Raw genomic sequence first — 15,185 nt, forward strand, 5'->3', positions numbered from 1 at the left:
AACACTTTTACGACAAAAAGTTAAGATTCACTGCTTTAATACCTGCCCCGCTAACGCCCCTGTATATTGCTGTTTATCTATCGCTAACTGGCCATTAATAAGTACAGCTTCAACCCCTTTTGAATAACGCTCCCAGTGAGAGAAATCGGCTTGTGCACGGTAGTTCTCTGTATCTAAAATAACAATATCAGCAAACATGCCTACACCTAGCAGCCCTCTTTTACTCAAACCTAATATCTCCGCTGTTTTTGTGGAGCTTTGGTAGATAAACTCTTCAAGGGTTAACAGCGAATTTTGCTTTACATACTCTTGGTACTTTTGCGGAAACGAAGCATATTTCCTTGGATGACCATCGGTGCCATCTGATGAGGTCACCACCCAAGGTTTAACGATAAAGTTCGCTAGATCTTGCTCTAACATATTGAAAGAAGCCACTCTCACCTCGCCGCGCTGCACCAGTTCAATTGCGGCGTCCACTTCAGATTTATCCAATGCGATAGCGATCTGCTCTAAGGTTTTCCCGATGAGTTGTTGCTCGTCAAACGCAGTAATAAGCAGGGCCTTACCACCGCCTCGACGGCGCAGATTCTCAGTTATCTCACGATTGAGCTGTTGATAGAGCGCAGGATCATTTAAGCGTTTGAAAAAAGCGTTTTGAGAATCCGCCATCACCCATTTAGGCATGATGGCGTTATCTAGCTTAGTACCTGATGCAAGCCAGGGGTATTGATCCGCCGAAATTGAGATCCCTTGAGATTGAGCTTGTTCAACTTTATCTATCACAGCACCGCTTTGCCCCCATACATCGACGCCAAGTGCTTTTAAGTGTGCAAGGTGCAGATGAACATTAGCTTGCGTTGCAATCGCAATCGCTTCATCAACAGCGGGTAATAAACCGATACTAAAGCTGCTCTCATCACGAAGGTGAGTATCATAGATCCCATGATATCGAGCAGCCACTTTCGCCAGCGCAATCACCTCTTCTGTACTCGCGTAGTTTTGCGGCACATAATAAAGACCCGATGAAAACCCCAACGCCCCCTGGGCCATCGCTTGCTCAACCAGTGACTCCATTGCATTAAGCTCTTTGCTTGTGGGCATTCGTTTCGCTTTACCCATCACTTGCTGACGCACTGCGCCATGACCCACCAGCATGCCGACATGAGTGCCAATACCATTGGCTAATAACTCTTTACTCAGCTTATCGATATCAGCGCTACCATCACCATCATTGCCGATAATGACTGTAGTGACACCTTGGGTCAGATAGTTGAGGTTATGGTTGTTATCATGGCTTTTAAGCTCGACTAAAGCATGAGTGTGGGGATCGATAAAGCCAGGACTCACCACTTTCCCTTTGGCATCTATCCTTCTCTTCGCCCTTATTTGCTTACTTCCTCTTGGATAGATATCACAAATAATAGTGCCACAAACCGCCAAATCCATCGGTTCTAACCGCTTACTCTTACTGTTAAACACTTGACCTGAGTGGATCAAAATATCCACCTTCGCAACTTTAGAAGATGCTTGGGGCGGTAATTGATTGTCACTTGAACATCCCTGCAAAGCGGGCAGCAAGATTAAGAGAAATAAATATAAATTTCTAATCATATCAAGGTCTACTCTACTGGCTTCGATGCGAGCATGGTCTGCATCAGACTGTTTGCGGCATTTATCGCGAGATTGTCGATAAATCGTCTGTTGGTATTATCTCCCATCTCATAAGTGATGGCATGAACCCCATACTTATCGGCAATATACTGCTTAAATACGCCTATATCTGGATTATTACCTGGTTGTTGAATCACCTTAAAACCTGTGTATTGGTTGTCTAGCTCATCTAACCAGTGTTCCACCATCTGCGGGTTTTGTAACCCATAATCACTCGGCATAGTGTAGAAGATATCTTTTCGAGTCGAATGAAAATCTACGGCAAAGTGGATCTTATCTCCCGATGCAATCAAACGTTCAAGGTAGCTTGCCACGACACGAGTTTCAGCCTGTTTAAACTTCCCCCAATCTCTATTGAGATCAACGCCATTCGCATTATGGCGCCAGTTACCCACCTCTACGCCATCAGGATTCAAGTTTGGAATAATGACAATGTTAAACCTCTCCCTAAACTCCTTAGCAAGCTGAGTGTTCGACAGTAACACTTCGCTAAATGGAAACAGTGCCATAGCACCTGTTAACTCAGGGGGATGTTGACGCCCCAGCACCAACAACCACTCTTTACCCTCTTTGTCTGTACTCGCCTCTAGCTTCATAATAGGGCGCTGCTCAGTCGACAAGCCAAGTTGCTCATGGTTTGCCTTTCCTTGAGCCATTAACGCTTCGCCCCACTCTAGGTAATCTTGATTATCGATGATCTCCTGCCCTGCAACCCAGATAGGTTGGTCTGTAGCAGCAAAGTGCATCTTGAGCTGTTGGCTCCTCAATTTGTACTCTTTAAGCGACCAAATCTCGCCATCACGACTTACTTTGGGTAGATATCGATGTTTGCCCCCTTCGACCTCCATCACAATCTCCACCTCTTGGGGGGATTGGGTTACCAGTTTGAAGGCGTACCAAGCACTGTCATTAATCGGCCTATTTTCAGGACGCAAGGTCAGTAAAAATCGCGTGTCACTGAGTTGCTGACAACGGTCAAGCCGACCCGTTGAAAAGTCAGTTTCAAACTTAACATTGGCGAAATGACAGTTATTTTCGTTCGAAGTGGAAACACTCTGACAAGCAGTAAAGAAAAGCAGTGATAATCCAGTATAAAAAACAGCCGTAACTAATTTATAGGGAAACAACATAACAGAACCTAAATGCAAAGGAGCATGGCTCAAAAGGACCATGCTTTAAACCAAGTTAGAATGACTTACTAAAGTTCATATAAAAGTATCGACCACGGTTTGAATGTAAACTGCCAAAGTAACCGTGGGCTAACTCATCAGCCAAAGGTGGCTGTTCGTCAGTGATGTTTCTGACGCCTAAACGCAGCTTACTATTATCAAGGAAGTGAGCCCCTTTAAAACGGTAATCAGCATAAACATTGATGGTTTCAAAATTGTCTACGGGCAGCTTAATTACCTCCTCATTGTCATTGGTGTAAGTCGCACTCGTATCAATCACATCACTGATGTAGTTGTAACTAACTCCAGCACCGATCTGGTCTAAACGCCAGTTTACCTCAGCTCTACCACGCCATTCAGGACGGCCATTTTCTTTAATGAGATCGCCGGCCCCCGCAACCGTTCTATCAGCTGGAACGGCAGGGTTCCCCGCCTCTTGCGCCGCTATTAACTCGGCTGAGATAGGATCTGCATCTTGATAGAACTTAATCAGATGAGCCACGTTAGCAGAGAAATCCCATTCACCAATGTCAGTTTCAAGCGAATAAAGGAAACTGAAGTCGACGCCTTCAATATTACGAATATTCAGATTCAAATAATCGTTATTGATCTGAATCACCTCCATGGTGCTGTCATCACGGAGCACTGCAGGATTAGATGAACCTTGACTACGAAGAAGCGAGTCATAAAGCAGATGAGATGAGCCGGGTAAGATACCAACAATGTTCTCCTGCTCTATCTGCCAATAGTCAGCCGTAAAGGTAAAATTACTGGTTGGGTTGAACACAAAACCAACTGAGCTATTCACCGACTCTTCAGGCTTTAGATCAGTAGAGCCACTGCGAATATCGATAATGCCATAAGTCTCGTCCAATACAGGATCATAGAGTCCATTACTTCTTGGCACACCTTCTGCGCTCACTTGCGGCAAACCTGGCGCCCTGAAGCCACCAGCATAAGAAGCACGAATACTTAACCAATCGATAGGTTCCCAGTAGAGCGCAACTTTAGGTTTAGCCGCCGATCCCACATCGGAGAAGTTCTCATAGCGGCCAGCAATCTGCAGCTCAAGGTATTGCGAGTAGGAATCTAACAGCGGGATAAGTAGTTCAGCATAAACTGAAGCGACATTTCTTGCTGCATCTGAATTTGGCGTATGACTTGACCCCAACACATCACTACCAGAAAGCTCCTCACCTGTGACTGCATCAACAAAAGGGTTACTGCCATTTAGTAGAGGATCGCGGATATCCTCAAAGGTCTCTCTGCGATATTCAACCCCCATCGCAAGACCAATATCACCTGAAGGTAGGCTCCAAAGTTGTCCGTTACTCACTTTAAAGTCTATTGACGCTAAGCTCGTTTTACCATCTCTGTGTACATCGACCATAAACTGATCGATCACCGCTTGAGAATTTAGCGTTCCATCCCCTGCATTGGGATTATTAATATCTCCGCCATTAAAGATATTGTACGCCAGATCTGGGTTGGTACTGTTGACTGCGGCTTGAAATTTACTCGCCTGCACTCGGTTAGCAACATCGTTAGTTTCAGCAGCTGTATAGAAGATCGCGCTGTCCCAGTCCCAGTCGCCGAAGTTTCCTTTAAAGCCCCCCAAAATACGGTAACTGGTGTTTTCGACATTGATGATTCTTGGGCCCGCATCTATCGGACGGTAACGCCTAACATCCACACTCTCTCCAAACGGGTTGTAGTAGGCATTCTCATCGATAGTAAATCTCTGCGCCGTTAAGTTACCAGCCTGTTCACGCCTTCGCTCTGAGTTGGCCTTGTAATAGGTAATTTCTGAGAAAAACTCGAGTGAATCACTCAGATCATGGGTAGCGTAACCATAAAAATTGAGTCTATCGACATCTGATACTAAAGAGCGTGTTGTACCGCGGTCGAAACGAAGATCTCTCGACAAACTACCTTTATCAGCGCAGATCCCATTACCGAGATCTTGAACACATCCATCCATGCTGTCTGGCTGAATATGAAAAGTTTTTAACGACCCACTTCTAAACTCTCCCCAGGGGGTTGTCGTGGTACGGTTATCAAGCTGGGTATCACCAATAAAGCCTTCAGGCAGTGTAGGGTACTCACGTAGGTCATGGCTTTTAGCATAGTCTCGCTCTGATGCCATCATACCTTCTCTGTCAAAGTAGCTTAATGAACCAGTAAGGTGAGTCTTGCCTTCGTTGAGTGATATGCCACCTAAATAGCTCATCGTTCCCTCCCGCAAAGAGGTGCCTTCAGAACCACCATAGGAGAAAGAGACTTTATGTCCTTCATAATCATCTTTTAACTTGTAGTTCACCACACCAGCAACGGCATCAGAGCCATAAATCGCGGCAGCGCCATCGCGGAGCACCTCTAATGAACGTAGACCCGAAATAGGAAGCGCATTCGAGTTAACCGTTGTAACTGGTACAAAATTTTCGGTCTGAGTACCGGGATGGGTCACAACACGACGACCATTGAGTAAGGTTAAGGTATTCCCCGTACCCAATCCTCTGAGGTTAATTGACGCTACATCTCCACGGGCATCGTTCACGCCACCATTACCGGTTGACGCACCAAAATTAACTTCACCCATCTGCGGAATTTGACGTAAAAGGTCATCGCCTGACATCGCCATCGTGTTTTCAATGTCCTCCTCTGTCAGCATAGTGACAGGGAGTGAGCCGCTGTCGACAGCGCGCTTAATATTAGAGCCAACCACGCTTACACGTTCAATTGACTCATCCGCTGCTTGCTTGTCTTCCTCCTCTGCAGCTAACGCATGTGTTGCTAACGCACTGCATAAGCAAACACTTAAATAGCTTAATTTCAGCCCAACACCATAGGTCTTTTTATTATTGTTCATTTAGCTTTTCCCTTCCTATTTTGCCTAGCTCACTTCATACCGGCTTTATCTGTTTTTTCCTGACACTTACACTGAATAAACTCAGCTGACATTACCAATACCCGTTTCTAATCACGGCATAACCTTAGGTTATACGTTTGTAGCGAAATAAGTCGAGAAATGTTAATTTAACTCGGTAAACTGGATCTCAATAATTAGAAATATAAAAGAGATAATGATGAGGAAAAACCAGACAACAGCGCTTTTCATGCTGATATTCGGCCTGTTAGCAGGTATTTTTTGCCACCACTATATCGACAAGCAATGGCTAGAGAGAGCTGTCAGCTATGAGCTTTATTCGAACCTCGATGGCCAACTCGCTTATAAATTCAAAGGCAAAGAGATACTCGTAGGAGAGCTAATCCCCTATCAACTCTCCCCTTTATCCCAAGAAAATCTAGATAAACTTGAAACTGAGCCAAGTATTGAACAGCAGTGGGTACAGGACTCTCAAGGTTCAATACGCTTACTCAAACCTGCATTTCACTTTGGAGTCTGGTCACTGCTACCCGCTTTCATTACTGTCTGTTTATGCTTACTCACCCGTGAACCCTTAATATCACTATTGACTGGCATCATAGTCGGTGCATTTATGCTGGGACAGTTCGATGTTATCGATAAAGTGCTCATTCCAAATTTAGCCAGCGAAGGGACGGCGGGCTTGTTACTGCTCTATCTGTGGTTATTGGGAGGACTGTTAGGGATCTGGACCAAGACAGGCGCAGCACAAGCTTTTGCAGACTATATGGCCAAGCATTTTGTTAAAGGACCTAAAAGTGCCAAATTAGTCACTTGGCTTCTTGGGGTACTCTTTTTCCAAGGTGGTACCATGAGTACCGTGCTTGTAGGCACAACAGTGCGCCCTTTAGCAGATAAAGCCAAAGTGAGTCACGAAGAGATGAGCTACATTGTTGACTCTACCGCCTCCCCCATCGCAGCTGTGCTTGCTTTTAATGCTTGGCCAGCTTATGTTCAAGCCCTCATCTTTGTCCCTGGTGTGGCCTTTCTTGCCACTGAATCAGATAGATTGAGCTTCTTTTTTAGCAGTATTCCCTTTAGTTTTTACGGTATTTTTGCCGTATTAGGTACTCTTCTGCTCAGCTTAAACATCACCAAGTTTTCAGGAAAACGTATCCAACAAGCTCACCAAAGAGCGGCAACAACCGGCGCGCTTGATGCTCCCCACGCTAGGCCTTTGAGTGCCAAAGAGCTACAAACAGTTGCAGTACCCGCCAACTATCGATCCAATATGCTGGAGTTTGTTGTGCCCCTAGTCTGCCTAATTAGTATCGCAATAGGCACTTTTATAGCCCTGGGGTCACCTAAAGTGAACTGGGCATTCACCGCTGCACTGTTACTTTCTGGCGGTATTGCGCTTATCAAAGGGATGAGCTTAAACGACCTCATTGATGGCTTCGGTACTGGGCTTAAAGGCGTCGTACTCGCTTCAGTAATTTTAATGTTAGCGGTGATCATAGGTAGCATTAGTAAGCAGATTGGTGGCGGTCTATACCTAGTGTCACTGCTGGCCGAGCAATTACCCTATTGGCTGGTACCACTAACATTACAGCTGATCACTATGATCATCGCTTTCTCTACAGGTACCAGTTGGGGAACTTACGCTATCGCCTTCCCTCTTGCTATGCCTCTTGCATGGGAGATATCTCAAGTACAACAGCTGGCGAATCCAGAGCTTTACTTAATGATCTGTTTTGCCACTGTGCTAAATGGCAGTATTTACGGCGATCAATGCTCGCCAATCTCAGATACTACCGTGTTGAGCGCCATGACGACTGGCTGCGATCTTATGGATCATGTAAAGTCCCAAATCGTCCCCGCGTCACTTGCCGCCGCCATGGCGGCTATCCTTTGGGCCGCATTAGTGTATATCTATGTTTAATCCCCATTAATATAGCCAATGAGAGACGAATTATTTAAGGAAAATACATGAGACTTAGACACATAGAGATATTTCACGCCATCTACACCACAGGCTCTATCACCAATGCTGCTAAAATCTTGCATGTGTCTCAACCCTCAGTCAGTAAGGTGCTGTCACACGCCGAGCTGCAGTTGGGATTTCAGTTATTCAACCGAGTAAAAGGGCGATTGACGCCCACCGAAGAAGCAAAAATATTATTTGGTGATGTTGATAAAATCTATCAACAATTAAGATCCATTAAAAACACGGCTAACAATATTAAAAAATCAGAATTTGGAAGCATCAAAATAGGGCTTACCCCTGCACTTGGTTTTGACAGCATTCCAGAAGCCGTGGCCAACTTTCATCGTGATCACCCTGCAGTGAGTATTCAATTGCAGACCATTCACAATGAATCGGTGATGCACACCCTGCTTGAAAGAAAGTGCGACCTTGCCATTGTCTTCTCCCCGGATAAACAACCTGGTCTCAATGAGATAGAACTGGCTCGCTCAGAACTCACCATCGTTTACCCTAAGGCACTGTTCCCGCACTGCCCCACTAAACTCTCTTTTGCAGAGCTGAGCGAACATGAATTTATCGACATCGGAGATAGCGGTCCACTTGGGGATCTACTCTGGACTCGAATGCTTGAAGAGAATATCAATATAACCCCCAATATTAGGGTACAAACCTATTTCCTTGCAGCCAGAATAGTGGCGCAAAATATTGGACTGTGTGTGGTCGATAAACTTACCGCCCTTGGCAATCTATCCCCAAATACGGCAATGGCTTCATTTGACCCACCATTAGAGTTTAGTATCAGTGCATTACACTTAGAGAACAGCAATTTATCTTCCGCTAACAAAGAGTTTTTAAATTATTTAACCAGTGTAATATCATAGCCTTACAGCAACCTATAACCTTGAGTTATAGCCATGATAACTCTTTCAAATTTATCCAAATTATAGATCCGCTAAGCTGTAATTAATCGCAATTACACTTAATAATAAGGGTCATCATCCCATGATAAAAGCTCCCTATCTCCTCTTTATCGGCGATGCCACAGACAAGCTCTCAATCAAAATGGCACAAGGCCCTGTCGACTGGAGTCCAGATCAGTGCTTAGGCGAACTTAGCGTCACAGGCTGCACAGTCACAACCGGTCTACCACAGCTCTCTATCGAACAAGCAGCAAAAATGGGAGCTAAATCATTTGTATTAGGATTTGCCAATAGCGGCGGCGTACTTGATGCCAAATGGCACGATGTGATTAAGCAAGCACTAGAACAGGGATTGGATGTTGTCAGCGGATTACATCAGAAACTGGCAGACATTGACGACTTAGCTCAACTTGCTAGTAACTTGGGCAGACAGCTCATTGATATCCGCCATCCACAACAATCATTTAAAACAGGGACAGGTGAAAAACGCAGTGGTAAACGCTTGCTAACTGTGGGCACCGATTGCTCAGTAGGAAAGATGTACACTTCACTTGCCTTAGAAAAAGAGATGAAAGCCCAACAACTTGATGTTGATTTTAGGGCTACAGGTCAGTGCGGGATCCTGATTAAAGGTAAAGGTGTGGCTATCGACTGTGTCATATCTGATTTTATCTCAGGTGCGACGGAGTCGTTATCCCCAGATAATAAAGATGAGCATTGGGATATCATTGAGGGGCAAGGTTCACTGTCACACCCAGCCTTTGCAGGCGTCAGCTTAGGCTTACTTCATGGCTCACAGCCCGATGCGATCGTCATTTGTCACGCACTTAACCGAAGCCATATGCGTGGACTACCAAATAGTCAGTTCCCCTCAATTGCCGACACTATCAACTTAAATTTACAAGCAGCAAGGCTCACTAACCCCAATGTCTATATCGCAGGCATCGCAATAAACACCTCAAGTGTCTCTATCAAAAAAGGGCAGGAGATCTGTCGAGCTATAGGTCAAAAGTTCGGTTTGGCCTGCGTCGATCCTCTGCGTGATGGTGTTACAAGTATCGTTAGTCACCTACAGCTCCCCCCACCTAAAATCACAGCAACGAATGATAGCTCATTAAAAAACCATGGTGAAAAAATAACAGATATGGCGAAAAGAGCATGATCGACTCAACTAAACGGCTCCACTTCTACGGAGAAGATTTTGAGCTAATCGCAATTCAGCAGTCGATTCCTCTTAAGCAGGTTTTTAGAATCGCTCGCGGTGCAAAAAACGCCGCACAGGTGATCGTGGTAATAATTAAGTATCAAGGAGTTATCGGATGGGGTGAATCCGTCCCCTATGCTCGATATGGAGAAACCATTGAAGGCATCATATCAAGTATCAAAACCGTCTGTACTCACGCTAAGCGGTTTACCGACTTTGCCAACGCCATCTCAGCCCATAGTCAAGGTGCCGCTCAAAATGCACTGGATTGCGCCTACTTAGATCTTCAAGCAAAATTAACCGGCATAGCAACACAGGCTCGCTTTAATTTACCAAAAACACGCGCTGTGATCACAGCGCAGACCTTGAGTATCGACACTCCAGAGGCAATGGCAGAAGCGGCTAAACCCTTAGCAAAAGCGCCATTAATTAAGGTTAAACTCGACAATATCGACATCGTTGAAAAGATGACAGCTATCTATGCTATGGCTCCCCATAGTCAGTTTATTGTGGATGCGAATGAAGCATGGTCTATTGAAGATTTAAAATTATGTGCAGATAAACTTGCTGCGCTAAACGTGGTACTGATTGAGCAACCCTTACCCGCAGAAAAAGATGAAGCACTTGCAAGTTTAACTATCAATATTGCGTTATGCGCCGATGAGTCTTGCCACACCGTCAAGGATCTCTCTGCACTTTCAGGCAAGTATGATGTCGTCAATATCAAACTGGATAAAACTGGCGGATTAAACCAAGCCGTTGCTCTTGCGGCGCAAGCTAAAGAGATGGGCTTCGACATCATGCTAGGCTGTATGGTGGGCAGTTCACTGGCCATGGCTCCCGCTTTTTTACTCACTCCTTTTGCAAAATATATCGACCTTGATGGCCCTTTATTAGTCAAAGAGGATAGGCTGGTGAGTTTCGATATTGATAATGGCCTCATGCAACCCTTCAATGAACAACTTTGGGGTGGAGTGGACTTAGAGTCCAACATCGAAGCGGATCAACTAATCAAACTTTAGCCCTTATTTAAGGGTTAATTTAGTCACAAATAAACTAACCCTTCAATAAAAACCAACACTAATTAAAATTCAACACTACTGGCTGCAATGGTGCTTTATTGAAACCAATCACACTGGCTTGCGTCTCACCGAAATGGAAACCGTTAGGCTTTGAGTTACTGCTATAAGCACTTTGCCACTCGATTAAAGAGAAGTCGTCAAACTCTATGATTTGCTCCTGTGTTTGACTATCTTGATATGTTGGCACGACCTCGACTAACACTCGGTAGCTTTTATAACCAACTCTTGGAGAGTTAAAGTCTGCAATAATGGTTTGCCAGCCTCTCTTACCCGATATATTCACGGACTGGATCAACTCTTTTTCACTGTTTTCAAAAGCATCAAAAAGTTTTTGACGCGTTTTACGCCCTTGCCAGTAGAAATTCAGTGTCGCAGGTGTCGCCGTATTAATCTGAGTCTGTATCGTCATCGGTGAACTAGGGTTATAAACACGCCTAAAGTGCTTCATGCCCAACCAAGCTCGCTCATCAACAGTTAGCTCAAGGCTAGTATTACCATTGAGATTGCTCCTCTTTTTACTCTCATCTACATTAAAGCGATAGCTTTTAGCATCAATCAGCCAAGTTCGGTCGCTGCTATCGAAATCAGCATAGTGTTCAAAGTCGCTACCATTGATAAGATTCACCCCAAGTCGATACTGCAACAGCTCATCCTCCATCACAACGCCAGTGAGCCTGTCCCCCCAATGTGAAGTGCTCAGGCTCAATAGCCGACTACTACCACTATGCTGAACTGTTTTACTGTACTGCGCTTTTAACTCCCTTTTATTATCAGACTCGATAACCCCATGTCCTCCAGATCCCTTGATATAAGTATTTCGCTTTGCTGAAAGCTCAGATAAACGTTTCATCACGTAATATCGTTGTAAACCGATAGCTGGGGTGGGTTTATAGCCTTTAAGATAGATGGGAACAATCTCAGCACGGTGAAACTCTCCCTCATCAAGCCATACATACAAGATAAAACTGAGTTGTGTCGAATTGAAATTTTGATCGAATATAAAATTACCCATGGAGTAAGCAATCAAGTGGTTTTGGTATAACTCTAGCCCTTGAGCAACATGGGGATGATGGGCTATAGCAAGCGATGCCCCAGCATCAATCGCAGATTTCAGTCTCTGCTCTGTCACCCCAGTAGGCTCGTTTTTATACTCTAAACTCCCATGGTATTGCACCACAGTATGACGGCTCGCATTCATCTCACGCTTCACGGTTGAGACGATATTCTCTAAGCTACCATATGCGGCGCCGCCATGATCTGCTGTCGCCGCTTGACCGATCTTCGCACCGCCTTCCCATCCGACATAGCCCAGCATCGAAAATGGCTGACCATTGATTATTTCTCTATGGGCTTTTAATGCATCACTGGATGTTTTTCCCGCGCCAGAATAGCCTAACGAACTTTGTGAAAGGTATTTTAGTGTTGAATCCAGCCCAGATCCCAAATAATCATAAGTATGATTATTACCTAAAGTTACATAGTCAACTCCAGCCCAAGAAAGTGCTGATAACAACGCTGGTTGACTAAAGAAAACCACCGACTTTTTAGCTTTCTTCTCTGGCGTCTCAGTCGCAATTTGAGTCTCAAGATTCACCGCAGCAAGGTCTGCTAAACTCAGATATGGTTTCATCTGCTCCACAACTTTTCGACTGTCATCTAACAGACTCTTATCATGAAGCTGTACAGGATCATCAAAGTAAGGTTTAAAAAAACGTCTGCCCATCATGACATCGCCGCCAAACGCTAACATGACACGACCAGATCTTTTCTCTGTCAACTTGATGGTCGGGATAGTGCCATCATTTTGCACCAACTCCCTCAGACTAAAAGAGTGAATAGAGGGGTAAAAACCTTGGCTATCAAGCGTTAACTGAAACAAAGATTCAGGTTGATTGATAGTAAAACGCCCATTCACATCAGTGGTCACGCTGTGAGAAGGAGGCAATCTATTTGTACTTGTCCTACTTAAGCCCTGCACTTCAATAACAACGCCTTTAATGGGCCGAGAGGCATCATCGAGCACTCTGCCTTGCACTGAGATCACCTCACTCAGTGCTGGCAGGCTAAACAGCACAATGAAAAGAAAAAAACAAATCCGGCTATTCTTTTTATGGGTAGCGTTAATCGACATAGGAGTTAATAATTACGTTGTTATTATTAACTTTTACCATAAAAGAATTAACACGTTACCGCCAGCGTTCTCCATTCCATTCTAGTCTCAAGGCATACCCTAAGGTTATGAACCACTCTTGAGGAGGTACTGAAAAATAACTTCCTATCACTATTTTAATCATCACAATTAAGCGACTTCGAATAATCCCCTTGATTTGAAATTCGATATTAGCTTTACTAACTGTAAAGAAAGAATAATTTTAATGGAGTTATGGTGCCAGAGAAAACAGCATTAGTTCTTGGAGGTGGTGGTGCGCGTGCGGCTTATCAAATAGGTGTGCTCAAGGCCATTGTCCAGTTCTACCCCAGAAATCATGGCATCCCCTTTAAGATAATTTGCGGCACCTCTGCTGGTGCAATCAATGGCACTTCAATCGCGACTCATGCCTCCTGCTTTCATCTCGGTGTTAGAAAACTGGAATGGGTTTGGCGTAACTTTCGCACCGATAAAATCTACAGTGCATCCATGTCAGGAGTACTAAAGCATTTAGGCAAGATGCTCTTGATGAGTATGCAAGATGACAAGGTCAATACCAATGCTGGGAGTCTATTTAACAGTGAGCCATTAAGGGGGTTGTTAAATGAGCTGATTAATTTTGCTCGCATCGATAGAAATATTGGCAGTGGTGCGCTCAGCGCTCTAAGTATCGATACCTCCTGTTATAACAGCGCCCGCTCTGTCACCTTCTTTCAAGGCAACCACGATATAGCCCAGTGGCATAGAGACAGGCGCAGTGGTCAGCGAACTCAGCTCAATACTGATCACTTACTGGCAAGTTCAGCGATTCCGCTAGTATTTCCCTCGGTAAAGCTCAATCAAGGCTATTATGGCGATGGCTCAGTGCATCAATTGGCTCCCTTAAGCAGTCCTATTCACCTTGGGGCAAAGAAATTATTTGTGATCAACCTTGAGAGTCCTCATAAGCAGCAGTCTCAGGAGCTTGAACATCATCCAAAAACCGCCACCATCGCAGGTCACCTATTAGATACCATCTTCTCGGATACACTTAACAGCGATCTGGAAAGGCTAGAGCGGATAAATAATACCCTCTCTTTAATCCCAGAGGAGGATACCAAAAAGCTGCCGTTAACTCAGATCCAAACCTTGGTGATCAAACCCAGTGAAGATTTAAGTAAGCTGGCCTCACGGTATTATAATGAGATGCCCTTCGCAGTTAAGTCGATGCTCAGACCTATCGGTATCAACCAACAAACCGATTCAAGTATTGTCTCCTACCTATTATTCGAAAAATCTTACTGCTCAGCCTTAATCGATTTAGGGTATCAAGATGCCATGTGCCAAATCGATGAGATTAGAGATTTCTTTGAGATAGAGCAGTGATTCAGCCTGCTCTAGCTTTAAGCGACGCTATTTAGTTTTATCTGTTTATCAATCACTCTAGCTGCGCTGCTTCCCCATAACTGATATAGGGACTCATCGGGGTGAAATCCATCAGCGGCCATGGCGCTAACCTTTGCACATTTAATCGAGTCTGGCTCTTGTTTAGGCAAGTGAACACTAAGGTCCACCAGCCCACAACACTCAGCTTGCTCAACATATGATGCCAATACGCGATTAAACTCCTGAGCTCTTCTACCTAAAAACCAGCGTAAAGGTTGAGGTAACAAGGGAAATCTCTCCATTGGAGGCACCGAAGTGAACCAGACCTGCTTGGCACCAAAATCATGGTGGAGCACTTGAGTCAATCGCCCAAGTTGTCCTTGCCATTTTGATGCGCTCAATGGAGTCAGCACATCATTAACTCCTAACGAGAGTAATACCACATCAAACTTTTCCCCTTTAACTTTACTAAGATGCTTAATAAGATCTTGGGTATTGCTGCCAGATTTGGCAATAAGAGCCCAAGTGACACAGTGATCTTTTGCCAGTTCACGAGTTAAATAGCCTGTTAATGCTCTATCTTGTTTATCGACACCCACTCCAGCAGCTGCAGAATCACCAGCAATCAATACCTTTAGCTTCTCTCCCTTGCCTATACTCCCAGATCGCTCTCCAGCCGCCTCAGGCAGCACCAAGCTGGTTCGACGTACATAAATCCCCTGTAAAGCCAACAAAGGCGCCAGCAGCAGTAAGACTAGATAATGGGACATAA

Annotated in this window: 10 protein-coding genes; 5 read left to right on the top strand and 5 right to left on the bottom strand. The window is 44.7% G+C overall.

What is annotated here, in order from left to right:
* Nucleotides 1-27: 27 nt before the first annotated feature.
* Genes SWOO_RS16740 through SWOO_RS16750 form a run of 3 tightly spaced genes read right to left on the bottom strand, consistent with a single transcriptional unit; the run spans nucleotide 28 to nucleotide 5,709 of the window.
* Nucleotides 28-1,611 (bottom strand): N-acyl-D-amino-acid deacylase family protein, encoded by a 1,584-nt coding sequence (locus SWOO_RS16740; protein ID WP_012325858.1) that lies wholly within the window; start codon nucleotides 1,609-1,611, stop codon nucleotides 28-30.
* A gap of 8 nt (nucleotides 1,612-1,619) precedes the next feature.
* Nucleotides 1,620-2,801, bottom strand: coding sequence for a M14 family metallopeptidase (locus SWOO_RS16745; protein ID WP_012325859.1), 1,182 nt, complete (start codon nucleotides 2,799-2,801; stop codon nucleotides 1,620-1,622).
* A 55-nt stretch (nucleotides 2,802-2,856) separates the two neighbouring features.
* The gene (locus tag SWOO_RS16750; RefSeq protein ID WP_012325860.1) at nucleotides 2,857-5,709 is read right to left on the bottom strand and encodes a TonB-dependent receptor domain-containing protein; all 2,853 of its coding nucleotides are present in this window, start codon (nucleotides 5,707-5,709) and stop codon (nucleotides 2,857-2,859) included.
* Nucleotides 5,710-5,923: 214 nt separating this feature from the next.
* On the opposite strand from SWOO_RS16750, the gene SWOO_RS16755 reads away from it, so the two are divergent.
* The 4 genes from SWOO_RS16755 to SWOO_RS16770 all read left to right on the top strand — a co-directional run bounded on the left by SWOO_RS16755 (nucleotide 5,924) and on the right by SWOO_RS16770 (nucleotide 10,839).
* Nucleotides 5,924-7,648 carry a Na+/H+ antiporter NhaC family protein gene (locus SWOO_RS16755; protein ID WP_012325861.1) on the top strand — a complete coding sequence of 575 codons (1,725 nt, stop codon included), beginning with the start codon at nucleotides 5,924-5,926 and terminating at the stop codon, nucleotides 7,646-7,648.
* 47 nt (nucleotides 7,649-7,695) lie between these two features.
* Complete coding sequence (locus tag SWOO_RS16760; protein ID WP_012325862.1) at nucleotides 7,696-8,574, top strand: LysR family transcriptional regulator; 879 nt, start codon at nucleotides 7,696-7,698, stop codon at nucleotides 8,572-8,574.
* A gap of 121 nt (nucleotides 8,575-8,695) precedes the next feature.
* Entirely contained in the window at nucleotides 8,696-9,775 is a 1,080-nt protein-coding gene (dgcN, locus tag SWOO_RS16765; RefSeq protein WP_012325863.1) for an N-acetyltransferase DgcN, read from the top strand.
* Complete coding sequence (locus SWOO_RS16770; protein WP_012325864.1) at nucleotides 9,772-10,839, top strand: dipeptide epimerase; 1,068 nt, start codon at nucleotides 9,772-9,774, stop codon at nucleotides 10,837-10,839. The genes dgcN and SWOO_RS16770 overlap by 4 nt, the downstream gene beginning before the upstream one ends.
* A gap of 58 nt (nucleotides 10,840-10,897) precedes the next feature.
* Here SWOO_RS16770 and SWOO_RS16775 read toward each other — a convergent pair whose 3' ends face one another.
* Entirely contained in the window at nucleotides 10,898-13,030 is a 2,133-nt protein-coding gene (locus SWOO_RS16775) for a CapA family protein (RefSeq protein ID WP_012325865.1), read from the bottom strand.
* Between the two features lie 255 nt (nucleotides 13,031-13,285).
* On the opposite strand from SWOO_RS16775, the gene SWOO_RS16780 reads away from it, so the two are divergent.
* On the top strand, nucleotides 13,286-14,413 hold the full coding sequence (locus SWOO_RS16780) for a patatin-like phospholipase family protein (RefSeq protein ID WP_012325866.1): 1,128 nt from the start codon (nucleotides 13,286-13,288) through the stop codon (nucleotides 14,411-14,413).
* A gap of 17 nt (nucleotides 14,414-14,430) precedes the next feature.
* On the opposite strand, the gene SWOO_RS16785 is transcribed toward SWOO_RS16780, so the two are convergent.
* Entirely contained in the window at nucleotides 14,431-15,183 is a 753-nt protein-coding gene (locus tag SWOO_RS16785; protein ID WP_012325867.1) for an SGNH/GDSL hydrolase family protein, read from the bottom strand.
* Nucleotides 15,184-15,185: the final 2 nt, after the last annotated feature.

Source organism: Shewanella woodyi ATCC 51908, from assembly GCF_000019525.1.
Lineage (GTDB): Bacteria > Pseudomonadota > Gammaproteobacteria > Enterobacterales > Shewanellaceae > Shewanella > Shewanella woodyi.